The 24,360-nt window shown below is 50.6% G+C and carries 20 protein-coding genes and 1 pseudogene; 5 read left to right on the top strand and 16 right to left on the bottom strand.

Translation table 11 applies throughout. From position 1 onward, the window contains the following. Positions 1 to 90: 90 nt before the first annotated feature. Positions 91 to 1,830 (bottom strand): ABC-F family ATP-binding cassette domain-containing protein, encoded by a 1,740-nt coding sequence (locus PCH01S_RS28250; RefSeq protein ID WP_042235582.1) that lies wholly within the window; start codon positions 1,828 to 1,830, stop codon positions 91 to 93. A 293-nt stretch (positions 1,831 to 2,123) separates the two neighbouring features. On the opposite strand from PCH01S_RS28250, the gene PCH01S_RS28255 reads away from it, so the two are divergent. Next, positions 2,124 to 3,308 (top strand): hypothetical protein, encoded by a 1,185-nt coding sequence (locus tag PCH01S_RS28255; protein WP_042235717.1) that lies wholly within the window; start codon positions 2,124 to 2,126, stop codon positions 3,306 to 3,308. Next, the gene (locus PCH01S_RS28260; RefSeq protein WP_042235584.1) at positions 3,305 to 6,298 is read left to right on the top strand and encodes a DEAD/DEAH box helicase; all 2,994 of its coding nucleotides are present in this window, start codon (positions 3,305 to 3,307) and stop codon (positions 6,296 to 6,298) included. The genes PCH01S_RS28255 and PCH01S_RS28260 overlap by 4 nt, the downstream gene beginning before the upstream one ends. Positions 6,299 to 6,500: 202 nt before the next feature. On the opposite strand, the pseudogene PCH01S_RS31570 reads toward PCH01S_RS28260, so the two are convergent. The 5 genes and pseudogenes from PCH01S_RS31570 to PCH01S_RS28290 form a co-directional block, all read right to left on the bottom strand. After that, positions 6,501 to 6,605 (bottom strand): annotated as a pseudogene (locus PCH01S_RS31570) (DNA alkylation repair protein); the annotation flags it as partial. Between the two features lie 868 nt (positions 6,606 to 7,473). After that, the gene (locus tag PCH01S_RS28270; RefSeq protein ID WP_042235588.1) at positions 7,474 to 7,854 is read right to left on the bottom strand and encodes a hypothetical protein; all 381 of its coding nucleotides are present in this window, start codon (positions 7,852 to 7,854) and stop codon (positions 7,474 to 7,476) included. Positions 7,855 to 8,304: 450 nt separating this feature from the next. Continuing rightward, positions 8,305 to 8,688 (bottom strand): hypothetical protein, encoded by a 384-nt coding sequence (locus PCH01S_RS28275; protein WP_042235590.1) that lies wholly within the window; start codon positions 8,686 to 8,688, stop codon positions 8,305 to 8,307. Positions 8,689 to 9,433: 745 nt separating this feature from the next. After that, a complete protein-coding gene (locus tag PCH01S_RS28280) occupies positions 9,434 to 9,952 on the bottom strand; it encodes a hypothetical protein (RefSeq protein ID WP_042228745.1) in 519 nt (172 codons plus the stop codon). 456 nt (positions 9,953 to 10,408) lie between these two features. Then, complete coding sequence (locus PCH01S_RS28290; RefSeq protein WP_129112444.1) at positions 10,409 to 10,963, bottom strand: hypothetical protein; 555 nt, start codon at positions 10,961 to 10,963, stop codon at positions 10,409 to 10,411. A 429-nt stretch (positions 10,964 to 11,392) separates the two neighbouring features. Between PCH01S_RS28290 and PCH01S_RS28295 the strand changes: the two genes are divergently transcribed. Further along, complete coding sequence (locus tag PCH01S_RS28295; RefSeq protein WP_042235599.1) at positions 11,393 to 12,076, top strand: DUF1963 domain-containing protein; 684 nt, start codon at positions 11,393 to 11,395, stop codon at positions 12,074 to 12,076. Between the two features lie 167 nt (positions 12,077 to 12,243). Here the strand turns inward: PCH01S_RS28295 and rlmH are convergent, their stop codons facing one another. Further along, positions 12,244 to 12,723, bottom strand: a complete 480-nt coding sequence (rlmH, locus tag PCH01S_RS28300; RefSeq protein WP_009673450.1) for a 23S rRNA (pseudouridine(1915)-N(3))-methyltransferase RlmH — start codon at positions 12,721 to 12,723, stop codon at positions 12,244 to 12,246. 403 nt (positions 12,724 to 13,126) lie between these two features. Here rlmH and PCH01S_RS28305 point away from each other — a divergent pair, with 403 nt between their 5' ends. Continuing rightward, positions 13,127 to 14,653, top strand: coding sequence for a gluconokinase (locus PCH01S_RS28305; RefSeq protein ID WP_042235719.1), 1,527 nt, complete (start codon positions 13,127 to 13,129; stop codon positions 14,651 to 14,653). An 82-nt stretch (positions 14,654 to 14,735) separates the two neighbouring features. On the opposite strand, the gene PCH01S_RS28310 is transcribed toward PCH01S_RS28305, so the two are convergent. The 3 genes from PCH01S_RS28310 to PCH01S_RS28315 all read right to left on the bottom strand — a co-directional run bounded on the left by PCH01S_RS28310 (position 14,736) and on the right by PCH01S_RS28315 (position 16,733). Then, positions 14,736 to 15,143 carry a DUF4878 domain-containing protein gene (locus PCH01S_RS28310; RefSeq protein WP_042235601.1) on the bottom strand — a complete coding sequence of 136 codons (408 nt, stop codon included), beginning with the start codon at positions 15,141 to 15,143 and terminating at the stop codon, positions 14,736 to 14,738. A 164-nt stretch (positions 15,144 to 15,307) separates the two neighbouring features. Further along, positions 15,308 to 15,475 carry a CxxH/CxxC protein gene (locus PCH01S_RS30055; RefSeq protein ID WP_084706695.1) on the bottom strand — a complete coding sequence of 56 codons (168 nt, stop codon included), beginning with the start codon at positions 15,473 to 15,475 and terminating at the stop codon, positions 15,308 to 15,310. A 19-nt stretch (positions 15,476 to 15,494) separates the two neighbouring features. Continuing rightward, positions 15,495 to 16,733 carry a S1C family serine protease gene (locus PCH01S_RS28315; protein ID WP_042235603.1) on the bottom strand — a complete coding sequence of 413 codons (1,239 nt, stop codon included), beginning with the start codon at positions 16,731 to 16,733 and terminating at the stop codon, positions 15,495 to 15,497. A 173-nt stretch (positions 16,734 to 16,906) separates the two neighbouring features. Between PCH01S_RS28315 and PCH01S_RS28320 the strand changes: the two genes are divergently transcribed. Continuing rightward, positions 16,907 to 17,119: a hypothetical protein gene (locus PCH01S_RS28320; protein ID WP_042235605.1), complete on the top strand. Its 213-nt coding sequence runs from the start codon at positions 16,907 to 16,909 to the stop codon at positions 17,117 to 17,119. On the opposite strand, the gene PCH01S_RS28325 is transcribed toward PCH01S_RS28320, so the two are convergent. The 6 genes from PCH01S_RS28325 to PCH01S_RS28350 all read right to left on the bottom strand — a co-directional run bounded on the left by PCH01S_RS28325 (position 17,088) and on the right by PCH01S_RS28350 (position 24,317). Further along, on the bottom strand, positions 17,088 to 17,894 hold the full coding sequence (locus PCH01S_RS28325) for an MBL fold metallo-hydrolase (protein WP_042235608.1): 807 nt from the start codon (positions 17,892 to 17,894) through the stop codon (positions 17,088 to 17,090). The genes PCH01S_RS28320 and PCH01S_RS28325 overlap by 32 nt on opposite strands. Before the next feature lie 45 nt (positions 17,895 to 17,939). Continuing rightward, entirely contained in the window at positions 17,940 to 18,704 is a 765-nt protein-coding gene (gene yycI, locus PCH01S_RS28330) for a two-component system regulatory protein YycI (RefSeq protein WP_042235611.1), read from the bottom strand. 101 nt (positions 18,705 to 18,805) lie between these two features. Further along, positions 18,806 to 20,092: a YycH family regulatory protein gene (locus tag PCH01S_RS28335; protein WP_042235614.1), complete on the bottom strand. Its 1,287-nt coding sequence runs from the start codon at positions 20,090 to 20,092 to the stop codon at positions 18,806 to 18,808. Next, entirely contained in the window at positions 20,089 to 21,921 is a 1,833-nt protein-coding gene (gene walK, locus PCH01S_RS28340) for a cell wall metabolism sensor histidine kinase WalK (RefSeq protein ID WP_042235617.1), read from the bottom strand. Before walK ends, PCH01S_RS28335 begins: the two co-directional genes overlap by 4 nt. 1 nt (position 21,922) lies before the next feature. Then, entirely contained in the window at positions 21,923 to 22,657 is a 735-nt protein-coding gene (gene yycF / locus PCH01S_RS28345) for a response regulator YycF (protein ID WP_009673491.1), read from the bottom strand. A gap of 145 nt (positions 22,658 to 22,802) precedes the next feature. Further along, positions 22,803 to 24,317, bottom strand: coding sequence for a M23 family metallopeptidase (locus tag PCH01S_RS28350; protein WP_042235620.1), 1,515 nt, complete (start codon positions 24,315 to 24,317; stop codon positions 22,803 to 22,805). Positions 24,318 to 24,360: the final 43 nt, after the last annotated feature.

Genomic DNA, 24,360 nt, shown 5'->3' on the forward strand with positions numbered 1-24,360 from the left:
AATGGAGTGGTTTGTTTGGGTTACATCATTGATATTTTTCCACTATCATGATGTTTTATTGCTAACTGACCTCACTTCGAGGGTTGTCATTTAAAGCCATTTAATCAGCTCTTCCAGCTCCTCTACCAATCCTTTTGCAAGTTCAAAATCAGTATTTTTTAAAGCCAATTCTATTTTCATTTCAACTGATTTTTTCTTTTGTTCCGTTTCTAAATAATCTTTATCAAAATGACTATCATAAATCATCTGTCTAAACTTTGGCAAAGTCATTTTTCTAATCGTCTTATCGTCAATAATTAAAACATAATCCATACCATTTACAACAGAATAGAAATCATGGGAAACCATGAGAATCGCGCCTTTAAATTTTTCAATGGCTTTCTCCAGTGCTAGTTGTGTATAGGTATCTAAATGGCTTGTCGGTTCATCAAGAAGCAATACGTTTGCTTTACTGGCGGAAACCTTAGCCAATTGAAGTAAATTTTTTTCTCCACCAGATAGAGATTCTATCTTTTGACTAAGGGTCTCTCCTTCAAAGCCATAGTTGAAAAGATACAATCCGATCTCATCGTAAGTTTTGAACCCTGCATCGATGAATTCTTCTAGTATTGTATTAGCGTCCTTTAGCATTTCACCTTGAAGCTGAGACAAATAAGCTACTTTAACATCAGCATTGATTTCAATGGAAGCATGATTATTTTTAAAGATGTCTCGAAGTAAGGTCGTTTTCCCGGTACCGTTTGCGCCGATAATAGCTACTTTATCCGTAGATTTTATCTCAAAGTTAACATTGTCTAGCAGCAGCTCATCAAAGCCAACACTATAATGATGGACACTTACAACAATAGCGTCTTCCATTTCATTATCCACACCAAAACTGATATTCGGTTGTTTAATTTCAACGAATGGCGCTTTAATTCGACGCGCTTCCAGTCTTTCTTGAAATCTAACTCTAGCTTTTAACGCTCTCCCTCTCGAAGCGTCTGAATTGTAAGTTGCGATAACTCTAAGATTGTTGATGATCGTATCGTTTCTCTCCATCTCTTCTTGTTCAGCGACCGCGAGCTCTTGCAGCTCCATTTTTGTCTGAAGCAATGAGAAGTTATACTCGATATATCGCCCATCAAACTCCTGGATCTCCCTATTTTCAAGGTGTATAATTTTGTTGAAACAATGATTCAATAGATATCGGTTGTGCGTAACAACCAGTAGTATGCCTTTGTACGAATGAATAAGTTTTTTAAGCGCATTTAGGTTTTCGAAGTCTAGAAATACATCAGGCTCGTCCATAATCAATATGTCGGGACGATTAAGCATTTCCTTCATCACTTGAATAAGTTTGAATTCCCCGCCGCTCAGGTCGGCTACCTTACTATCTCTTCGCTTCATAAGGTTTGCTACATTTAGCTGCTTATGAATGTTGCTTTCAAAATCATCCCCACCAATAGCATCCAATGCGTCTAAAGCGAATTGATACTTTTCCAGTAACGGCTCTATATCTGTTGAGGTCTCCATTTCCGTACAAATCGATTGAATTTCATTTTGAAGCTTTATAAATGGTTCTCCTATATATTCAAAAACGGTTGTTTCTTTCGTGTTGTCTAGTTCTGAGAACTGACTTACGTATCCAATTGTACAATCGGGGTCCATCTCTAATTTACCATCGAAAAGATATCTTTCCGGGTCCATCAGTATATCTATCAATGTGCTTTTCCCACTGCCGCTTGTTCCGATAAAAGCGCAATGTTGTGCTTCTTCTAACGTAAATGAAATGTTGTTAAATAGTTCTTTTTGCGGAAACGAGAAGGATAAGTTATCGACTTTTATCATAGTATTACCTTTCTTTATCACTAAAATAGTGGCTATTAGATGTATTGCAAACCATAGATTTTGAATTTACCGCTGTTAGAGTAACACTGTTTACAACCAACTTCAATCCCATTGTATCCCTTGTGGTCCTTATCGGATTAGCTGTCATTGTGGCGGGTGGTCGTTTTTAAGCCGACGTTAATTGGGTCTTAGATCAATGGTCTTTGGGCTGTATGCCATCTTTACCATTTATCGTTATAATGAAGGGAGGGATTTACGAGCGGCCAAAGCTCAAGAAAGGAATGTCCGGCATTATGACGATAACCGAGTCAAATCGACTGAGCGAGCTGAGCATTGAAGAGTGTCAGGGCCTGATCGCAGGCTGCGCCGAGGGAGCGGCGAGCAGCCCGTTTCAAATAAACTACGGTAACGAAGTGCGCTCCAAAGTGCGTCTCTTTCTGTCCGAATTGACACCCGAGGAGGCCTGGCTGCTCGAGCTGAACATCGGGCTGTTTTTGCTTCGCAAGCAATCGACCGACCGCCACTCGGGCTACTTCGCCCAGGTGGCGGCATCCGAGACGATAGATACGATTGAGGCTCACCTCAATAGCAGCTTGCCGCCGGAGATCGCGGTCAAGCATCAAGGGCGACTGCTGGAGACGGCCGTTTACATCCGCGAAACGGTAAAGGCGAATGCGTGGTTCCCTCCAGCCTATTTGGATATCTATGTGGAGCTGTGGTTGATCCTGGTATCGTCCGATGCGGACAGCCCTCGCCTCTTTAAGGAGGAGCTGTCCCATTTGGCCGATGGATTCGGCAAGGAAAATAAGCTCTTCCCGCTTGTCGCCCGCGCTTGGATTCACTTCTGGCTTCAAGAGGATCAAGCTGCTTGGCGGCTGCTCGAAGCAGCGGAGCGGCATCGGCTAAATCCCGGGCATGTGTTCCGCTTTCTGCGCGTGCTGGAGGAGGCTGGCGAATGGATACGGCTAGAGGCTTGGCTAAGCCATTGCGCCACCGAGCGGGTCGGTCGCAGCCCCGGCAGCCTGGATACATATGGACGCTACTGGGAAGCCGTCGTCGGACAATTGCCGGAGGCCGAGAGGAACATGTGGAGCGCGATTACGAGCCTGCTTCCCTACTCCAGCAGCCTGTACGAGGAGAGCCTGATGCGCTTCGGCCGTTGGCGTCAGTGGGTTGATTATCAGCTTAGCCTCGGCAGCGATCCGCTCGACTTCCGGGCGAAGGATCTGCAGCCCATCGAGAAGGAGGCCCCGGAGGCGCTGCTGCCGTTCTACCACCAAGGCACAGAGAAATACGTGTTGTTAAGAAACCGCCACGGCTACAAGCGAGCGGTGAAGCTGCTCAAACGGCTGGCCAAGCTGTACAAGAAGCTAAAGCGTGAGCAGCGGTGGGACGTGTACATAGAGACATTCGTGAGCCGGCATAGCCGGCTGCGGGCCCTCCAGGAAGAGCTGCGGAAAGGAAAGCTGATTCCATGACGACGACGATCGATAATCTGGATACCATCGCGGTTCGAATGGTGTTGACGTCGCATGGCGACGCGTTGTTCTTCGCGGACCCGGATTCGCTGCGGGAGTGGACCGGGCTTCAACTGAAGCATCGCCTGTTCGCCTGGCACGAGCCGTCCTTCTATGGCACCGAGCTGGAGCTCGTCAAGGTCGGGGAGCTCGAAGCCATTGTGCTGCCCGCCGAAGAGGTCATCCCCTTCTTTGCATCTGGACCTCTACTGGCGCATATGGAGTGGAAGTGGGAAGACGATGCCGCGCGCTTGGCCGAATTGGCGCCATTGCTGGCCGAATGCCTGGAGAAGCGGCTGTACGCGCCCGATCTTGCGGCTTACCGCAGCGGCTCGCTGCGCTGGAGCTGGGATGCGGCGGCGGTCGGTGCGACCTTCGGACAGGCGCGCCGCGACGAACTGGACCTGAAGAACAGCAGTTGGAGCGATGAGGCGCGCGACGGGCTGAAGGCGGCCTTCTCGGCGGCCGTCATGAGCCGCTTCTACGGAACGGAGCCGGACGAGGCGGATCTGCGCCGCGAATTCCCGGCCCTGTTCGCGCGCGAGAATGCGGCGGCCGCGACGGCGGGACTGGACGACGAGAGCTGGCTCGTGCAGATTGGCTGGAAAGCGGATGTCGCGCCGTTCCGCCCCTTGCTGCAACTATTGGAGCCATGTGAGGGCGACGAGCACTCCCGCTGGCGGCTGCGGTTCGTGCTGCAGGACAAGAGCGATCCGGCTAAGCTCCGCAGAGTACGGCTCGGCGACGACGGCTCGGCGGTCGGCAAGTGGCCTGACGCATGGGCGGAGGCTATCCGCAGCCGCTCGGACGGTTGGCTGCAACGGCTGCGAGCCAGCCTTCCGCACGATCGGCTGTCGCGCGGCGAGGACGTGCTCGGCAAGCCGCTTGACGACGAGGCGGCCTGGCGGTTTCTGAACGAGGACAGCCGCCGGCTGCTCGAAGCCGGCTGGCAGGTGCTGCTGCCCGCATGGTGGGAAGCCGCCAGCCGCAAGAAACCGCGGCTGCGCGCGGCGGTGCAGTCGGAGGACGAGTCCAAAGAGCGTGGCGGCATCAAGTCTTTATTCGGGCTGGAAGCGATTCTGAGCTTCAACTGGCGCATCTCTATCGGCGGCGCCGACCTGAACGAGGAGGAGTTCGACGAGCTGCTCGCGCGAGGGGAGCGTCTCGTGAAGTTCCGGGACCGCTGGATCGTGCTCGACCCGGCGCTGATTGCCCAGATCCGCCGCATGATGGAAGGCATGGACAAGAGCCAGGGATTGAGCTTCCAGGATGTACTGCAATTGCATTTGCTCTCGCAGGCCGAGACGGACGCCGGCGCGGATGGCGGGGCCACGGATGCCGGCGCGGAGACATTCGGGACCGATGCTGCTCACGTTGAGCTCGATGTCGAGCTCAACGCGCATTTGACCGGGCTATTCGCCAAGATTAATCAGCAGAGCGAATGGCCGCGGCTCGATCCGCCGGCCGGTCTGCGTGCCGAGCTGCGCAGCTACCAGCAGGACGGATTCACCTGGCTGGCTTTTCTCCGCCGCTTCGGGCTCGGGGCCTGTCTCGCGGACGACATGGGCCTCGGCAAGACGGTCCAGTTGATTGCCTACCTGCTCTACGCCAAGGAACAGGCGGACGAGGGGATGGGGCTCCCTTCGCTTATCGTCTGCCCCACGTCGGTGCTCGGCAACTGGCAGAAGGAGATCTCCCGCTTTGCCCCGTCGCTGCGAGTGGCCATGCATTACGGCTCCGGGCGTAAGAACGGCGACGCGTTCCGGAACGAGGCCCGCAGCGTTGACGTCATACTGACCTCCTTTGCTACCGCCTCGCTCGACCAGGAGACGCTCGCCGGATTCCAATGGGGCGCCGTCTGTTTGGACGAGGCCCAGAACATTAAGAATGCCGGGACCAGGCAGGCCGCGGCGGTCAAGAGCTTTCCCGCGCTCCATCGCATCGCGCTCACCGGGACGCCGATCGAGAACCGGTTGGCGGAGCTATGGTCCATCTATGATTTTATCGTGCCCACCTATCTCGGGGCCGCCAAGTCGTTCCAGGAACGGTTCGCCTCTCCGATCGAGCGCGAGCAGGACGGGCGTCGCACGGCTGAACTAAAGCGGCTAGTGAAACCGTTCATGCTGCGACGCAAGAAGAAGGATCCCGCCATCCAGCTCGACCTGCCGGACAAAAACGAGATGAAGACGTATGTTCCACTGACCTCCGAGCAGGCCGCCCTGTACGACAATTGCGTTAAGGAACTGCTAGAGAAGCTGAAGAAGCTCGACGGCATCCAGCGCAAAGGCGCTATTCTCGGGGCGCTGACGCGGCTCAAGCAGGCTTGCGACCATCCAGCTCTACTGGATGAGGATATGGGAACGGAGCTGGAGGATGGCCCTCTACATACGGAGGCGATCGTCGCCCGCTCCTCCAAGCTGGAGAGGCTGCTGGCCATGGTCAAGGAGCTGCGCGAGGCGGACGAGCGCTGCCTCATCTTCACGCAATACATCGGCATGGGCAAGATGATACAGGATGTGCTGCAGCGCGAGCTGGACGAACCCGTGCTATACCTGAACGGCAGCACGCCGAAGGCGCAGCGGGACCGGATGGTCGAACGGTTCCAGTCCCGCGACCTTCCGCCGTCCGAGCAGCCGAACGTGTTCATCCTCTCCCTCAAGGCGGGAGGCGTCGGGCTTAACTTGACCGCGGCGAACCACGTCTTCCACTTCGACCGCTGGTGGAACCCGGCCGTCGAGAACCAGGCGACCGACCGCGCCTACCGGATGGGCCAGACGCGCGACGTGCAGGTGCATAAATTCATCTCGCTCGGCACGCTCGAGGAGCGCATCGACGAGATGCTGGTGAACAAGCAGCAGCTAAGCGACAACGTCATCTCCAGCTCGGAGGGCTGGATTACCGAGCTGTCGACGGATGCGCTGCGGGAGTTGTTCTCGCTGCGGCGGGACTAGTCTCGCGATTAAGCGGGATTTGGGCAACCTAGCATGGGTTCCTTACTTTCCTCTCTGAGAAATTCTTTAATCATCTCAAAGTATCGAAAACTACATGATAATTGCGACAGACGAAAACCTTGTTACGGATGAAACTTTTGAAATTGCCCTCCAAGCAAAAAGGATCTGGAAGCTTACTTTCAGATCCTTTGTCCAGGGGTAACTAATTATTATTTCGTTTGTTAACTTCAATCGCAATGAACTCCGGCAAATAATTGGGAATACAGCCCTTTGATACCATTTCATCTTTATAAAGACCCGTAACTCTAGGTAAACCTTTAGGAATGTTTTCCTTATTGAACCGGCAAATATATCCATATATCCATTTTGTATATTTCTTTCAGAGTCGGTACTCAGGTCACTAACCAACAATCCCAATTTTTTATCGTCACTTATGATAAGGTTCACCGTACTGACACCAAGCACAAAATTTATTTTGATAATAAGATATACATTAGCATATAAAACAAAGCCACTCCTTACAATGGAGTGGTTTTTATGTATGGTTTCCTTTCATTTCATCTGTTGCTTCCCTTAATTGATTTGCACCCTTCGTCAGTCCAAGGAAACTCCCTAATAGCAACAACATCAAAATTAAACTCATGTAATAGTTGGATAGATTCAAAAGTAAAATTATAGCCTATAGCAAAGTTCTTAACTTCATCATTAACACTTATGCCCATCTTACTCAAGGCTTTTCTCAAGCCATTACTTTGGTCTTATCCAATAAAACATACCACCCTTGGTAACAAAGCTAAGTTTGATGATATTCATTAACAATCACCATATACTACCTACTTATGATAAGGTTCAGCTTAACGGGGCTATCGGCGAAAAAAGGGCAACGGCGCATAATTGCCAACCTTTTACCCAGCCTACGGTTTTGATCAAATCTGCTTGATAAGCACGGAAGGCCACCGAAGTAAATCGGCGGCCTTTGCAAACTTGATTCAACTAACGTACCCGTTAGCGTAACAAAATACTGCCGATTGCGGAGTAACAATGATACCTATGGTTCCCAACGTTCTCGACTCAAGTAAAAATATATTAGCGTGTCTCTTAATTCGGGTTCCTTCTCGATGGAAACATGGGTTGGAGCGATAGTTGAACATGAACGTTATTTCAGAAGCGTTCTACTAGTCATATTGTGAGTACAGCGCAAGCATATCATCAGCACAGCCAGCTATAATAGTATTTGCTTGTTCAGCATGTTTTACTGCCTCAGCGTAAAGTTGTAGATTAAAACTAACAGAAGCCATTATTAAATGCCATTCAGCGTCCGTATTTCCCTTATCAGAAACAGTTTGCAACAGCCCGTATGCTTGCTCAAATGGATTGGTCTGTTCAGAATAATCTTGCAGATAATTCAGTGCCCTTGCATATGCTAAAATCATTTCATATGACCACTGTTCCTGAGGGTACTGCTGCAGGATTGATTTTATTTCATTATAATTATCTACAAGCTTCATTATATCCATCTCTGTCTCAAGACCGTTTATATACTGCATGTCAATCATTCAGCTTCACCTCTGGCTAGAGTCATACTAACATACTAAACTGAATTCCGTTCTATTTTCCGGATTTAAGAGAAACGCGAAGAAGTACAAGCAACATGCCGCTCCCATGCTATTTCATATGCCAATTTTACCAATTATTGATACATGATGTAAAAGAGGATTTCGTCCTATTTTTTGCTATCCTGACCGTTATTTAAGCGAAAGGCTGCCGATTGCCGGCATCCAATGTTTGAGCAAACGTCTCCATTAGTTGAGCATTCGCCACACATACTGAAGAAAATTTTGACGTGAATCAATTTCATAAATCATTTTCTCAGTGATCCGCTCAACCGAATATAAACATCGTTTTGAAAATTGAAGTTAAGCAGCTACTTTTTGAGCCTTTGTACTTCTAAATGACTTAAACCTTTTTTCCTCTAAAGATAAATAAAGCTTAAGTCAACTTAAACATCAACCATTTTTTAAATAATTCTGATCTTCGTTCAACTTTTCTAACCATTTTTCAAGTGTCTGTTTTATCTCAAACCTATCCCTTGAACTAATTTCCATTAGCGTATCCCATTTCCCATTAGTGATTGCTAATCCATACTCGCCGCTCGCTCTTGAATCTGGATGCCACCCTAAAAGAATATGTATCCTTCTATTTTCATCTTTAGGTACATTCCAACTCCCTTTTTCAAGTTCCATTTTACTTATTTGAAGTAGGTCTTGTGTAAAGAATGTCCAATTTGTTAAGAAATCATCTTCATTGGGGTCTGATATCGGTTCAACATCATAAAACCTATTATAATAAATAGCGAAACCTTGTGGTATTCTTAGTTCCATTAAATTCATGTTATCATTCCAATCTAATAAAATCCGTGTTTTATTTACTTTTGTTATCTTTGGACCTCTGTCAAGATAGCAGACACAAAATTTAATGATTTAACGTATTAAAGTAGTACTGGCATTCAAAATCAGATGGCGTGCTGTATCCGATTGATGAATGAATGCGTTCATGGTTGTAATGTCGAATACTATACATCTGGAGTTCTTCCTTTCTCTCTCTAGTGTGTGGTAGTGGCACTAAACACTTCGAGATTTGGGGAGGTACTCCTTTTTTTATGCCTTAAAATTTCAAGCCCAGTAAGGCTTTCGATTTATGAAATTGATTCACTTACTAAAATAAATCGCTCTTTACTTGGTGAAGCCTATGCACAGCAAGTAGCAAGGGAGGCAATGGAAGATCACTCGTGACGAAAAGGAGAACGCCGTGACGGACTTAAGGTTTTATGCAACGCTGAAGCATGTATTTTCTAAAATATATGTCCTAATACTATCAGTAACGATAACAAAAGACACCTGTGCTTCCGGGTGCCTTTTATCTGTTTAAAATAATTTCCCGATTTGAAATACATCTTTTCCTGTCGCTTCGACTGTCTGAGCCTCAATTCTTCTGTAAATTTTGTCTCCCACAAAACAAGGCTCATCCCCTGATTCAATTCTTCTTATAAATACAGCCTTTTCTTTAGAAGAATTTGCCCATTTGGAAATGATCTCAGATGCTTATTAGCAGTGCTATTCATGGAGTCTTTTTCTGTTACAAATTTTCCTGTTCTGATTTTGCTAGTCGCCATTCTCGAACAAAAATATCTGAACCTGTCATAAAAACATTATAAAATTGGTCTAAAAATTCTTCCGTCTCTTGAATAAATGGTTGTATAAATTCATAATCATTGACTTTATCATAATTAATTTTTATTGTATCTTTCTTCTTAATTGTTGATTCATCAAAGCTATTATACATTTGTGTCTTAAAATGTATAATTTTTTGCCCCGCAACTTCCTCAAGAAAGACAAATCCACCAATTGCAAAAGGTCTTCCACTTTCATGACAAGGATAACATTCGACCTCCGCTTCAACTCTCCATTGAGTGTCTTGTCCCCAAATATGTGTTTCAAGCAAACATACAATATTATTCATCACATCAGTGTAATTTCTGTCAGAAATAGCTTTTTCTATATCTCTGCAAATTGCTGGCATTTTTTTACGTAAAAGTTCATTCAACGAATTATATAAAATACTCTTTCTTACTTCTATTTTACTGTCTTGGTTCATTGTAATCTATCACCCCTAATTCTTCATTATAAATCATCGTATTTGAAGAATCTTTCATTTTTCCAAGCTTTTTTCTCCTGAATTATGGCAACCTTGACGAATGTCATTTGACATTCAGAATTTATTTAAAAATGTTGTGTTGAAGGCTCTGCCTTAAAGCTGTTTTGTCACAGACGACTACTGATTATCAGAATCAGCAAACAAAGGCGCAAGTTTAGATTAATCTTAACATCACTACATGTGTATACCGTTTACAGTGTCCACGCCATAATGGGGGCCACACTAAATTTTTCGCCGTCACTTATGATACGGTTCAGCTTAACGGGGCTAACGGCGAAAATTACGAAAGGAGCAGCCGCGGCATGCTCCTTCGTACAGATTGAATCTATTATTTTTCGATAATTTGCCAGTTCAGTTTGGCAGATGTATCTGCTAATAATTGGAGGAGCCTGCGTTTTACCCCAACCATTCTTTAAATTCATGTACTCTCCATTCATTTTCTTTAATTAGTCTTTCATCCTCCAAGACAACTTCATGTGCGCGTCTGATCATTTCCTGCCCTTCCAACTGAACACCTTCATATAAGTCGGTTAATACGCCATCACATAATAAAGCGAGCGAAGCCGCTGAATACCATCCTATTCTGAATTCAAAACTATCCCGGGCACTAATTTTAAAAATAACTTCAGTGTCTGCCTCACTTAGCTTTTTCTCAATTGGGCTTAATTGTTTTTGTCCGCTGAACAACTTTGTAAAAAGGGATTGCCTCTTAATCGATTCTTCAATACGATTAACGAACAATTCATAACCCGTTAGCAATTCGATATTATTCAAACTCCTGTTTGGACAATCATAGGTAACTATCTTAAAAGGAAGGAATCCTGAATGATTATTGAATGAAAAATTCGGATATATATCTACATCCATATTAAATTTCCTTATTTCAGCTAACCATGCTGGTATAATTTTGTCATTTAACCCTTTTAGTTGAACAGATAGTTCGAAACCCATATATTTCCCCTTTCTTGGAAGAATAGCATTGCCAACGAATTTTCTGCCCTTTAACGGAACGAGGTCACAGATCATTACCGTAGTGCCCCATACAAAATAATCGTGGAGGACGCTGATCCAGTTCTCGTTGCTTTTACTTACGTACATGACAACTTTTTGAGCTTCATAGATGGCCTAATCGCTTTCTTATGTATGTTTGTTATTTCCATTATAGTGATCGTTTGTCCTGAGTCTACCTACTTTTTACCTGATTTTTGGAAATGACCTTTGCAAGGGTAGTTTGGTCACGAAGTAAAGCCAGATGAATGTTCAACACGTCCTGCTTTCCAATCCTGATTGATAACAAACTTGTTACGATTCAATGGAAGAACAATAATAGCGTGAATCCATTATAATAATGTTATGCCAGAACGAAGGGATATGATAATAATGAAGAAATACAAGATCGACAGTTTTACCCGCGCCAGTGAACCGATCCGGACTCCCATAACGAAATTCGGAGGACAGCCAGTGTGGCTAACAGAACCGCAATGGCCGCTTAGCAGCGGGTGGGACAAGCGCCCGATGATGTTTATCGGTCAGATAGAGCTGAACCCGCAACTTTTCCCCACTTCAAAAGTTCCTAAGCCCCTGATGGCCTATCTCTTTGTTACACATGCGCAAAATATGGAGGAAGGCTTCTTTGATCCTGATATTATCGACCCGGATGGTGGTGAAAATGCGATCATTATCCAGCCCGGAGGCGAGCCTCTGATCGATACAGCCCCATTGGCTAACGGACCAACGCTGTGGGATGACAATGGTGAATCTTATGAAGGCATCCCTCAGCTGCAAGAAGCCCAAGACCCCGAATTTCTCGATTCCGACTCCTACATCTTGCTCAGTAAGGATGAGCAGAAAGTCTATAGCGATGAAGTTGACGGCGATAAAATCGGGGGTGTGCCCTATTTTTTCCAAGGCGATGGCTGGCCGGATGATAGTAACTGGCGGTTGTTGCTGCAATTGCATGCGAATTTCAAGCCTTTCTGCTTGCTGGTGGGAGCCTCGCCAACGATTTTTGCTTTTGTGAATGAGGATCTGACGACCGGAAAGTTAGTTATTCAGGATTGTTAGTGAGGAGCACTGCGATGTCATCGTAGACCTTTGGGAAGAAGCCATAGAGTTTGCCTTTCCAGATTCAAATGTAACCTGGATCAGTGTTGGAACTTGGTGACCATGCTGAATCTCCGCAACCATTTCTATAGGCTCTTCACCATCCTCTAAGACCCAATTTTTCGCCGTCACTTATGATACGGTTCCCCGCGGTTTATCTTAAACGCCCGATAAACCTGCTCCACCAGCACCAGCCGCATCAACTGGTGCGGCAAGGTCATGCGCCCGAACGACAGCTTCGCGTCGGCGCGGCGCAGCACCTCGCTCGACAATCCGAGCGAGCCGCCGATGACGAAGGCCACCTGGCTGCGCCCATAGGTGGCCAACTTATCGAGCGAGCCCGCCAGCTGCTCGCTCGTCCACATCTCGCCGTCGATGGCCAGCGCCACGACGTAAGCGTCCGGGGCGAGCTTGGCCAGCAGCCGCTCGCCCTCTTTGGCCCGCACCTGCTGCTCCTCCGCAGGGCTCATGCTTTCCGGTGCCTTCTCGTCCGGCACCTCCACAAGCTGCACCTTGGCATACGGGCCAAGGCGCTTAACGTACTCGTCAATCCCGTTGACGAGGTATTTCTCTTTCAGTTTGCCGACAGAGGCAATCGTGATGTGCATAGCGAAGTCGCTCCTTTTTTTACCGATCATTGGCTTAATCTTCCCTTACTGTACCCCAAATCCCACCTAAATCCAACCCGAATCCAACCCGAATCCAACCGGTCCCATTCCGAAAAACACCCGTCCGGCCATTTCCCGTATTTTCACGCCGCCCGATCCGAAAAAAACACACTTGACGTTTCCCCCCAAGCAGGTATGATGCCAGTAGGGGGTAATTTCCAGCAGGGCTCCTGCCGCGGAAAAACCCTCTTGGAGTGCGGTTTGCAGCCACCGAACAGAGAAAATAGAGCTGCATTTTCGAAAGTCTGCCCGATAAGCCTTATAATGAAGATAGAGATGCTGACCATTGAGGCAAGGAGATCGACCATACCGACGCAGAGGTGAACTAGAATTGACCTATTTCATGGGACTTGACATTGGAACGACGAGCACGAAGACCATCATCACGAACGAAAAAGGAACCCTCCTCGGAGCCGGGGAAGCCGGATATCCGCTGGCCGTACCGCAGCCTTCCTGGGCGGAGCAGGATTCGGACCTGATGTTTGAAGCCGTGCTTCAATCCATCAAGGAAGCGATTCAGCGCGCAGGCATTGACGGCAAGCAGCTCGAAGCGATCGGCTTCAGCACGGCGATGCACAGCGTCATTCCGATGGACGCCGACGGACGTCCTCTGATGAACAGCATCATTTGGGCGGATAACCGCAGTGTGGCCCAAGTACAGCGCCTGAAAGACGAGAATCTGAGCAGCATGCTTTATCATAAAACCGGCATCCCGATCCATCCGATGACCCCGCTTCCGAAGATCATGTGGCTGAAGGAAGAGCGTCCGGATATTTTCGAGAAAGCCGTTAAATACATATCGATCAAGGAATATGTTCTCTACAAATTTTTCGGCCGCTACGTGGTCGATCATTCGGTCGCAGGCGGCACCTGCCTCTTCAACCTGAACACCCTGAGCTGGGACCCGGACGCTCTGCGCATCGCCGGTATTCGCGAGGATCAGCTCAGCGAGCTGGTTCCGACCACCCACATCATGCGCGGCATGAACCGGGAGTTCGCCGACCTGCTCGGCCTTGATCCCGAGGTGGCTTTCGTCATCGGCGCGGCCGACGGAGCGCTTGCCAACCTGGGCGTCGGTGCGGTTGAGCCCGGCGTTGTCGCGCTCACGATCGGGACAAGCGGCGCCGTCCGCACCGTCGTGCCCAAGCCAATGACCGATTCCAAGGAGCGCACGTTCTGCTACGCGCTCACGGAGAATCACTGGGTCATCGGCGGGGCCACAAGCAACGGCGGCCTTATGCTCCGCTGGTTCCGCGACGAGTTCTCTTGGCCGGAGGTCGAGGAAGCGCGTCGTACGGGCCGCGACCCGTACGACGTCATGATCGCGGCGGCCAAGGAAGTCGCACCGGGCTCCGAAGGCCTGCTCTTCCTGCCGTTCCTGTCCGGCGAAAGAGCGCCGTACTGGAACGCGGACGCGCGCGGCAGCTTCTTCGGCATCGGCCTGCACCATAAGCGGCCGCACTTTATCCGCGCCGTGCTCGAAGGCATCCTCTTCGCCGTCTACGGCATCGGCATCGCCCTGCGCGACCTGGCCGGTCCGGCGACGGAAATCCGGGCGTCCGGCGGCTTCGCCCGCTCCCCGGAATGGCGCCAGATCATGTCCGACATGTTCGGCTACCCGGTTCACATTCCGAAGAGCCATGAAAGCTCCAGCTTCGGCGCCGTCGTGCTCGCTATGTACGCCGTAGGCGCGCTGGAGCGTCTGGAGGACGTGAACAAGCTCATCCCGATTACCGAGCGCCAGGAGCCGAACATCGAGATTTCGCCTACGTACATCGAGCTCTACTATCTCTATGACCGCGTCTACCGCAAGCTGGAGCAGGAGTTTTCGATTATCGCGGAGTACCAGCGCCGCACGACCACCAAGTAAGCCATTACTCTAAAGGCTTCAAAAGAAACTAAAAGAGACCGTACAGGACAATTTTCTTTTGTCTTTACGGTCTCTTGGTTTATTAAACGGGCTTTTTTATTAATACCTTCCACTTGCTGTCCACCTTTACAACCGTAATCCTGCTTTCTTCCTGACTAGCCTCCTTCATGATAAGAACTCTCATTTCATACCTACCGGGTTCTGACAAGAGAGCGTCTTTTATTTCAAAGTCTTTGATATCATTTGCCCAAATGTAATTTTTAAAGTCTGACCTTTCCTTAGGAGTAAGCGTCAAATCATAAACCACGTTCTCTTCAACCACCTCCGCATTATGTTTGATAACTGCCGTCAAATACCGATTTGCGCTTCGTTTTGCCTCAGTGGAAGCATCCTGCTTAAAAAATAAAATTCCCATCCCTAGAAGGACGAAAATAAAAAACGCAGTAGAAGGAACCATAATTGTTTTATAAGTTTCTAAGAAAGGTTTCAACCCAACACTCCTTCAACAAGAAATTTTTTCCATTTACTATATTAATGGAAGCCGAAAGTTTTCTCAAATTACATCGCTATATTTTACACTCCCCCACACCAAAAAGGCCTCTGCGCCAAGCTCGCTTCCAGCGAACCTTGTGCAGAGGCCTCTTTTTCAACTCGTCAAACGACCAGATACTGCGGTTTCTCCTTGCAGTGCTCGCAATGAGCGGGAGGCTCCCACTCGGCGAACTTCACTTTGCCCAAATCCACGATGTCCGGTGCGTCCTCGTATTCGTCCACGAATACATCAATGGCCAGCTCCAGGTGCTCTTTACAGACGGAATACATTGCTCGGCCCCTTCTTCCCTTAATTCTCTCCCGCTTCGGCAAGCGTCAGCTCGGTCTTCTGCTTCTTTCCTTCGCGGTAATACGCAACTTCAATTTTATCCCCTATCTTGCTTTCGTTATACAAAAATTTGCGGAGCTGGACGGTCGTCTCGATCTTCTTTCCGTTGATCGCCACGATGACGTCCTCGCTTTTGAGGCCCGCGATCTTTGCCGGTCCCGAAGCTTCGATGACGATCAGGCCCCTCTTCACGTCGGCAGGCAGCTTAAGCTCCTCCGTCCCTTGGAAAAGCTGCAGCTCCTGGGTCGACACGCCCATCAGCGGGCGGATGACTTTGTGGTTGTCGATCAGCGACCGGATCACAGGTTCCGCATCCTTGATAGGGATGGCGAAGCCTAAACCTTCCACGCCCATATCGGAGATTTTCAGCGAATTGATGCCGACGACCTGACCGTTCAGGTTAACGAGCGCGCCGCCGCTGTTGCCTTGGTTAATGGAGGCGTCCGTCTGGATCAGCTCCATCTCCCAATCGTACTGGCCGTCCATGGCGAACGAGATCGGGATAGACCTTTTGGGCGACGAGACGATGCCCTTGGTGACGGTCGGCGAGAAGCCGAGCCCCAGCGGATTGCCCAGCGCGATGACGGTTTCTCCGGCTTTCAGGCTGCCGGAGTCGCCGAATTCCGCGATGGACGTCAAGTTCGACGCGTCCGTCTCCAGCACGGCCAGATCCGTGATCTGGTCCTTGCCGAGCAGCTCGGCTTTCTTCTTCTCGCCGGACGCCGTATAAACCTCGAACTGCTTGCCGCCGTCTACCACGTGGTAGTTCGTGACGATTCTTACCTTCGAGCCGTTCTTCTCGAACACAATGCCGGACCCGATGCCCGTCTGCTTGAGTTCGTTCTTGTCGTTCGGCTGCAGATTGACGATGCTGACGATGGCCAGCTTCACCCGTTCCGCGGCTTGAACGACAGCATTGTTGTAGGAGTCCTCCATCTGCTTGGGAGACAAGGCCACCGGCTTCGCGCTGCCGGTTCCGGCCAGCGCCTGCACGAGCAGGACGACGAGCAGCATGATCACGGCTCCCGTGCCTCCTGCCAGCCATACCGTGCGGCTTCCGCGGTCCGTGAGCCCTCTCAGACCCGTCAGAGGGCTGTTTGCCGAGGAGAAAGGCTTTCCCTTCGACCAGCCCCCCTCCTCCTGCTTCCGCCGATCCTTGCGCTGCTTCGTAGAATAGAAATCGTCATCGAACAAACTCACGCGATCACACCTCTCGCTCTATCGGCGGATTATTGTACATGTTGCATTTCATTCGGGAAAACACGGAGAAAACAGGAATGTTTTTGGGCCAAACAGCCTACAATAATAGTAAATGGTTTTATAAGAATGCTAGACCAAGGACGGCCCACTAATCCGTAAAGGAGCTACCCTCCATGAATAACCGTATCCGCACCCACCTGGATGAAGTCCAGCTCATCGGCAAGCTCGCCGATCTCAAGGAAGACCATTACCGCAATTCGCTCATTCTTACCGCTCTCATTGACGTTCTGATCGATAAAGGCGTAATAACCACGCAGGAGCTTCAAAACCGGATGGACAAGCTCGACAACAGCTTCAGTCCGTACCCAGCTCCTCCCATTTCGTAGGACGGTCAAAATACGTGTCCATCAGCCGGATATTGCGCTCCTTGAGGGAGACGCCCCGGTCTTCTAATACACTATTCAGCGTAAGCCTGGCCAAATCCATCAGGTTATGATTTTGGCTCAAATGCGCCATATACACGGCTCTCGTACGGGCCGTCATAATATCCAGCAGCGCTTCTCCGGCCGCTTCGTTGGACAAGTGGCCGAGATCGCTCAGAATCCGGCGTTTGATGTTCCACGGGTAACGCCCCATCCGCAGCATCTCGATGTCGTGATTCGCTTCCAGAATAATGGCGTCGGAATCCCCGATGACATCCTTGACCTTGGTGCTCATATAGCCCAGATCCGTCGCCATGGCGAGCTTTTGGCCTCCGCTGTGAAAGCAATATCCGACCGGCTCCGCAGCATCATGGGAAATGCCGTAAGACTCGACGCGGATGTTCCCGAAGTACTCTTCCGTGCCCGTCTCCATAATCCGGCGGTTCGGTTCCGCTATCGTACCGATATGTTTATCAAGCGCTTCCCAAGTCTTGGTATTGGCATAGACGGGAAGATCATATTTCCGCGCAATGGCCCCAAGGCCCTTAATATGATCCGAATGCTCGTGGGTCACCAGAATCGCGTCGATCTGATCCCCGCTGACCTCCCGTTCCTTCATAAGCTGTTCGACTCTCCGGGCGCTGAGTCCCGCGTCTACCAGCAGCTTCGTTTCCCCGTCGCAGATAACGGTCGCATTGCCCGTCGAACCGCTGGAGAGCACCGTAAATCGTAAACCCATAAGCGTTAACTCCTCTATCGTAAAATCCCGTCCCGGAAGACCGGATTACTTTTTAGTATCCGCGGCTGCATCTTCCGTCGAGGCCGTCTGCATTTCGACCGCCCCGTTAAAAGCATGCACATAATAAATATCGCCGTTATTAATCGTGACACGCCAGTTCGGCACCATATATTGCGTCTGGGAATCAAACAATTGCCCGTGGTAACCGAGCCTTACATCCGTAATTACCGAACCGTCGAGCAGAAACTTCTCAACCAGACTGCGCACCGCAATATAAGCCGGAATCACCTTCTGCTCCTTGTCCTCTCCACCTGATTCTACTTCAACATACGCTTGCCGGTAACTGGTAATTTGTGCATCGGTTTCATAGAGCTTTAATTGAACATCGAACATCGGATAATCGTTGTACATCTGGTTCAGCACGTACATCCCTTTCTTACTGAGTATCGGGTCGTGCTTGTACGCGTCCAGTTTGGGAATGTCGGTTTTCGGCAAATCGTCCTTCGGAGAAATCCGGTTCAGGAGGCTGGCGATTTTGAACGGGTACTGAAGCTTGAGTATGACGTTCGGCTGGTAAGACTCCACGAACTTAAACGTGATTTCCTTGAGCTTCGGCGCTTCCTTGGGCAGCTCGTGGCTGAGCTGAATGCTTTTTCCCTTCAAAAGCTTGTTCGTCTCCTCCAGCACACCCGTCATATCCGTCGCCAGCTCGGTCTGCTTCGCTTTTCCCGTCCATACGAGATACCCCAGCACCACATTCAGAAAGAAAAACGAAAGAATCAGAATGGTTTTGGCTCTTCCCCAGTTCAACTGCGCAGCCTCCTTCCCGTAAAAATAGTAGATACTCGTGTCGCGTGAACGCCTCATCTGCTTGTTTTGATTCTTGAGCTTCTAAAAAGCTCCTCGTACACTCAGCGAAAAAATTCGTATGTCCCGTCTTTAAATTCGATCGCCCACACGGGAGACAGATTGACGGTCTTGACGCCCAGCGTCGGCCGGTAAGCCGGGAACACGTTCACGATACTGTAGCGCTTCGGATGATTCGTAATCTTCGCGTTCAGGGCTTCGCCGCCGATCAGCTCGCTTTTCTGCTGGTTGATGAGTTTCAAATCGGAATAAACCACGGAGCGCTCATAGTTGGAGACGACTCCTTTTTGCAGGGTAATATGGATGGCCCCGTATCCTTCCTTCTGCTCGGTCAGAATCGGGAACGCGTCGTATACCTGCCGGAACACAAACATCTGATTCGAAAAAGCGTGCTGCTGCTGCGGCTTGCTGATCGTATACGTCCCGTTCCAGCCGCCGTGCTGGTTAATAAACTGTACCCCCGCATCGAGGTTTTCCTTGATGCTGTTCTTGCTGTCCGTTACCGCAAGCGGATCGGTATATTTCATCCACTTCTTTTCCTGGTTGATCTGCAGCCCCCGCTTCGCGTCCGTGTAGATCTGCGAGCCGTCCCTGTCTTTGAGGTTCCTCGTTAAGGAAGGGTCTGCGAAAAGGCTGCTTTTCAGCTTCTCCGTCGGAAACTCCTTATAACCGAAGTCATAGGAAGCCGCCGGAAGCGGATTGACCGGCAAATAATACTCCCCGCCGGATGCCGCCACGTAAGGAGGGTTGGTGCCGGCAATAGCCGTAAAGTTCTCTACATCCTTCGCCGTAAAATCGGCCCCGAGCACTTCGAAAGCCGTATTCGAGGAGTCCGTGAACAAGTACGTCCCGGCGGATTTTTTATCGCTGCTCGCGAAAATCCAGATCCGGGTAATCAGCTCCGTGTCGTCCGGGATATCCCCTTTGATCTGAAACGTATTCTGCAGCACGCTCAGCGGAAGACCGTCCCGGAAGCGGACCTCGACGCCTTCCTGCTTCTCGCGGATTTCGTCCCAGTTCGTCCGTTCCTGATTCAAGATAACTTTACGGAAACGTTCCATTTTCCGCTGTTTGACGCTTTCGAAAATGGTCGAGTACGAAGTGGAATCCGGATAAAGGACGGTATGCTGCTGATTGCCGAAATGCAGCACAATCTGATCCGGGAACAGCAGATCTTCCAGCTTCGCCTTCGTCCCTTCCAGTTCGCTGGAAATATATTCGGAAGGAGGCAGCGGCTCGTAGTTCGGTGTGCTGTACGCCAGCAGATAGCTGAGCAGCAGACTCAGCAGAATCAGTACGGTCAGCGTGACCGACTTCAGCTTCTCTATCATGACGCATTCTCCTCCTCCGGCAGGACCGGCAGCATAAAGGTGACTTTCGTGCCGGACCCCGGCTCGGACTCCAGAGACATGGCGCCGCCATGGGCTTTTACTATTTCCCGGGCAATCGAGAGCCCGAGGCCGGTGCCGCCCATGTTGCGGGAACGCGCCTTATCGACCCGGTAGAACCGGTCGAAAATGCGCGGCTGATCCTTCTTCGGAATCCCGATGCCCGTATCCTGCACCGAGATTTCGAGCTGCCCCCCCTCCGCCATCCGGGCATAGATGGTGATGGCTCCCTCGTCCGGCGTATATTTGATCGCGTTGGAGACCAGGTTGTCCAGCACCTGGTCGATCTTGTCGCGATCCAGCGCCACCGGACGGATTCCCGGCTCCGCCACGATGCGGATCCGGATGCTCTTCTGCCGCAGCTGGAAGGAGAAGCGGTCCGCTACCTCCTCCAGCATATCGGCGATATCGGTCTGCTCCTTCGTGAGCAGCGCCTGCTTCGAATCCAGGCGCGACAAGTGGAGCAGATCCGTCACGAGCCGGATCATCCGCTCGGTCTCGTTGCGCGTCACGCTCAAGAAGCGCGGAGCGAGCTGCTTATCTTCCATCGCGCCATCCTCCAGCGCCTCGAGGTAGCTCTTGATCGTCGTAAGCGGCGTCCGCAGCTCGTGAGACACGTTCGCGACGAACTCCCGGCGCGACTGCTCGAGCTTCTCCTGCTCGGTGACGTCCTGGAGCACCGCAATCGCTCCGGTTACGCCGTCGCCCCTGCGGTGAATCGTCGTGAACGTCACACGCACGGTCTGCACGTCCTCGTCATCCGGCAGAGGCACATCGATCAGCGTCGTGTTGCGCTCGCCGTTCACGTACTGGTCGATCTCCTCGCGGGTGAGGCCGAGCAGCTCCGAAATGTGCCGCTGTGCGGATTGCTCCTCCTTAACCTGGAGAATCTGCATCGCCCGGCGGTTCATGAGGATGATCTGCCCCGCTTCGTCGGTGGCGACCACCCCGTCGTTCATATTCGTCAGAATCGAGGCCAGCTTCTCCTTCTCTTCCTCATTGATGAAGATGGCTTCCTTGAGCCGGTTCATCATGAAGTTGAACGTATGGCCGAGCTGGCTGATCTCGTCTTTGCCGTAGACTTTTACGCTCTGGTCGAAATTCCCCTCGGCGGCGGCCGTCGCCTGCTGGGTAATTTCCTTGATCGGCTTCGTGATCGTACCGGACAGAATGACGCCCAGCCCGGCCGTGAACGCAAGGGCGATCAGCGTCGCCACAATGAGAATCCGGTTGATGCTGGACATCGTTTTGTACAGATCCTCCATCGAGGAGACGATATACACCGCGCCCAGCACCCGGACGCCGCTGCCGATCGGCTTGGCCGTCGCGAACTTGCGCGTATTGTCCACGTCCGTGAACATGCGGTCGTTATCCCGGATTCCCTGAAGGGCGCGGGTCACTTCCGTCTTCGTCGTTTTCTGATTCACAATCTGTTTATTCGCTTCCAACGACGTGCTGAGCACAACCCCGCCGGCGTCGATAATCTGTATTTCTGTATTTCCCGGCGCGAACAGGCTGTTAACGAAGTAGGTCAGCTCTTCCGACAAGTTCTTCGTATCGCTGTTTTTCGGCTCGTTCAAATACTGGCTTTCCACCAGCCCCGCGATCAGCGTAGCCTGGCTGTTGATGGAATCGCGAAATTCATTTTTATAATGGCTGTCGAGCGTCTGATAGAAATAAGCCGCGATCAGCTGCATGGCGATCAGGATCAGCAGAACGTAAATAATAATCAGCTTCGCCTGGATGGATTGGAAAAACCGGATCACCTTCATCTTAGAAGCCTCCGTTTTTCGTTCCCCGCATCATGTAACCGAGCCCCCGCCGGGTCACGATGTACTCCGGTTTGCTCGGATCGGCCTCCAGCTTCTCGCGCAGACGCCGTATCGTGACGTCCACCGTCCGGACATCGCCGTAATAGTCATAGCCCCACACGGCCTGAAGCAGATGCTCGCGCGTCATCACCTTGCCGGGGTGCTTCGCCATATAGTGGATCAGCTCGAACTCCCTGTGGGTCAAATCCAGCGGTTCTCCATCCCGGTAGACGACATACATGTCGCTGTCGATAAAGAGCCCGTGAAGCCGGATTCCGTTGGCTTCTTCCGGTTCCGGCTCCGCTTGTCCGAGCGGCGTGGTTTTGCTTTGGCGGCGTAAATGTGCCTTGACGCGGGCAAGCAGCTCCCGGTTGCCGAAAGGCTTCGTCACATAGTCGTCCGCCCCCATCTCCAGACCGAGCACTTTATCCAGCTCCGTGTCCTTGGCCGTCAACATGATAATAGGCGTATTCAGCCTGGCGCGGATTTCCCGGCACACGTCCATCCCGTCTTTGACCGGCAGCATCAGATCGAGGAGAATAAGATCCGGCCGCTCCGAAAAAGCCAGCTCTACCGCCGCTCCGCCGTCATAAGCGCAGACGACCTGGTAGCCCTCTTTTTCCAGATTAAACTTCAATATATCTGCAATCGGTTGTTCGTCGTCGACCACGAGTATTTTGCCATTTGTGCCGAACATGTCTCTCTCATCACCTGTCCTTCACCTAGAAAACCATACCCTTTTATTGTAGCATACCTGTACGCAAAAAGAGACATAGCCCCCGCCCGGGAGGCCACATCTCTCTTAAAACTTGCGTCTATGAATAGGCGATTCGCATCGCGATTTACCGGTTCAAATATTTCAGCGGATTTTCCAGGCCGCCGCCTTTGTGGATCTCGAAGTGAAGATGAACGCCGGTCGAGTCGCCCGTGCTCCCCATGACACCGATCTGCTCTCCTTTTTCCACGATGGTGCCGGCAGTGGTTTCTACCTTGCTCATGTGAGCATACATCGTTTCGTACCCGTTCATATGATCGATAAGAACATAATTGCCGTAATCCGATTTATACCCGGCCGATACCACTTTCCCGTTGTCCGCCGCCATGATCGTGTGATTGCCTACAATGTCGATGCCTTTGTGCATCTTGCCCCAACGTGTACCGAACGTAGAGGTGATGGATGGAGAAAGAACCGGCCATGCGAATGTCCCTGTGCCTTCCCCTTTTACAACCTTGGTGCCTTTTCTTACTTTCTCCGTTACCGGTTGTTCAACGATATCTTCTCCGACGATTTTCTCGTCCGTCAGTTGGCCGTTGATCTTCGTCAGCTCATACGTGACCTGCTTCAATCCGTTCTTGCCCGGAGAGATTGTCTCCACAATGCCTTCTTTCATCGTCGGATCCGTCTCGACTTCGGTTTCGAAGTGGACGTCCTCGTTCTCCACCATCTTCTCGACCGTCTTGACGGACAGATCCGGCTGGATGACCGTAAGGTCGAGCACATCGCCTTCGCGGATCATATCGTCATGAATCCAAGGATTCTTGTCGTAAATCACCTGCTTCGGGATGTTCAGCTTCTGGGCGATGCAGCCCACACAATCTCCGGCTACCACCGTATACTTCGTCGGCTGTACGCCGCCCGTCTTGATCTTGGCGATTAGCTCCTCGGGCTTCATCACATCCTGAGGCTGGATATCGACGGCTTCCTCCGTTTTGACCTGCTGCACGAATTCCACCTTCTCGACCGTGGTCGGAGCCGCAGACGGACTGCCGTCCGCCGACAGAACGGCGACCTTGCTTTCCTTTTCCTTCTGCTCGAAAGGCTTCTTGATCTCCGCCAGCACACGGTCGGCCGTGGCTTGATCTTTGACGATCGCATACGTTTTGCCTTCGATGACCAGTTCTACACCGGATGCGATAGGCTTCAGCTTCTCGTCAAGTAGCGCGAGCACCTTCCCATCGTCCGTTTTCTTCATGAAAGCTTTCTCCGGTTTGGGTTCTTCGATGTCGGGTAATGCCATATGTACATCCGGATACTGCTTCCCCAGCTTTTCTTCACGTTCTTGTTTGTACTCCTGCAAGACTTCTTTCGAACTGATATAACCGAGTGTCTCCTGACCGACTTTGACCGGGTAAATGTCCGCGAGATTCGCTTTGACATACTGCTGACCGCTAACGGTTAAAAATCCGACTATTGCTATGGAACTGACGCTATATAGGAAGAACCCTTTTCCCCGCCCTGCCGGACCAGCCGCAAGTTCGGTGGAAGGTTCCGCTTTATTCCCGGTCAAGCTATGCCACTGAGCCCGGCTTTGATTCCACAACTTCCTGGCCCAATCTACCGCTTTAAAACCTTTCATATCCTTCTCCTTATCCGTTTGTTTCTTTACGTGGCACGAGAAT

This window comes from Paenibacillus chitinolyticus NBRC 15660 (genome assembly GCF_000739915.1).
Lineage (GTDB): Bacteria > Bacillota > Bacilli > Paenibacillales > NBRC-103111 > Paenibacillus_F > Paenibacillus_F chitinolyticus.

Excerpts from the sequence above, each read along its gene's own strand:
- PCH01S_RS28305 (WP_042235719.1), top strand. The coding sequence starts at position 13,127 with ATGGGACTTGACATTGGAACGACGAGCACGAAGACCATCATCACGAAC.
- yycF (WP_009673491.1), bottom strand. The coding sequence starts at position 22,657 with ATGTTCGGCACAAATGGCAAAATACTCGTGGTCGACGACGAACAACCG.
- PCH01S_RS28270 (WP_042235588.1), bottom strand. The coding sequence starts at position 7,854 with ATGATTGACATGCAGTATATAAACGGTCTTGAGACAGAGATGGATATA.
- PCH01S_RS30055 (WP_084706695.1), bottom strand. The coding sequence starts at position 15,475 with ATGTATTCCGTCTGTAAAGAGCACCTGGAGCTGGCCATTGATGTATTC.
- PCH01S_RS28290 (WP_129112444.1), bottom strand. The coding sequence starts at position 10,963 with ATGGGTTTCGAACTATCTGTTCAACTAAAAGGGTTAAATGACAAAATT.
- PCH01S_RS28255 (WP_042235717.1), top strand. The coding sequence starts at position 2,124 with ATGACGATAACCGAGTCAAATCGACTGAGCGAGCTGAGCATTGAAGAG.
- PCH01S_RS28350 (WP_042235620.1), bottom strand. The coding sequence starts at position 24,317 with ATGAAAGGTTTTAAAGCGGTAGATTGGGCCAGGAAGTTGTGGAATCAA.
- PCH01S_RS28260 (WP_042235584.1), top strand. The coding sequence starts at position 3,305 with ATGACGACGACGATCGATAATCTGGATACCATCGCGGTTCGAATGGTG.
- PCH01S_RS28320 (WP_042235605.1), top strand. The coding sequence starts at position 16,907 with ATGAATAACCGTATCCGCACCCACCTGGATGAAGTCCAGCTCATCGGC.
- PCH01S_RS28275 (WP_042235590.1), bottom strand. The coding sequence starts at position 8,688 with ATGAATTTAATGGAACTAAGAATACCACAAGGTTTCGCTATTTATTAT.
- PCH01S_RS28295 (WP_042235599.1), top strand. The coding sequence starts at position 11,393 with ATGAAGAAATACAAGATCGACAGTTTTACCCGCGCCAGTGAACCGATC.
- rlmH (WP_009673450.1), bottom strand. The coding sequence starts at position 12,723 with ATGCACATCACGATTGCCTCTGTCGGCAAACTGAAAGAGAAATACCTC.
- walK (WP_042235617.1), bottom strand. The coding sequence starts at position 21,921 with ATGAAGGTGATCCGGTTTTTCCAATCCATCCAGGCGAAGCTGATTATT.
- PCH01S_RS28325 (WP_042235608.1), bottom strand. The coding sequence starts at position 17,894 with ATGGGTTTACGATTTACGGTGCTCTCCAGCGGTTCGACGGGCAATGCG.
- PCH01S_RS28335 (WP_042235614.1), bottom strand. The coding sequence starts at position 20,092 with ATGATAGAGAAGCTGAAGTCGGTCACGCTGACCGTACTGATTCTGCTG.
- PCH01S_RS28250 (WP_042235582.1), bottom strand. The coding sequence starts at position 1,830 with ATGATAAAAGTCGATAACTTATCCTTCTCGTTTCCGCAAAAAGAACTA.
- PCH01S_RS28280 (WP_042228745.1), bottom strand. The coding sequence starts at position 9,952 with ATGAACCAAGACAGTAAAATAGAAGTAAGAAAGAGTATTTTATATAAT.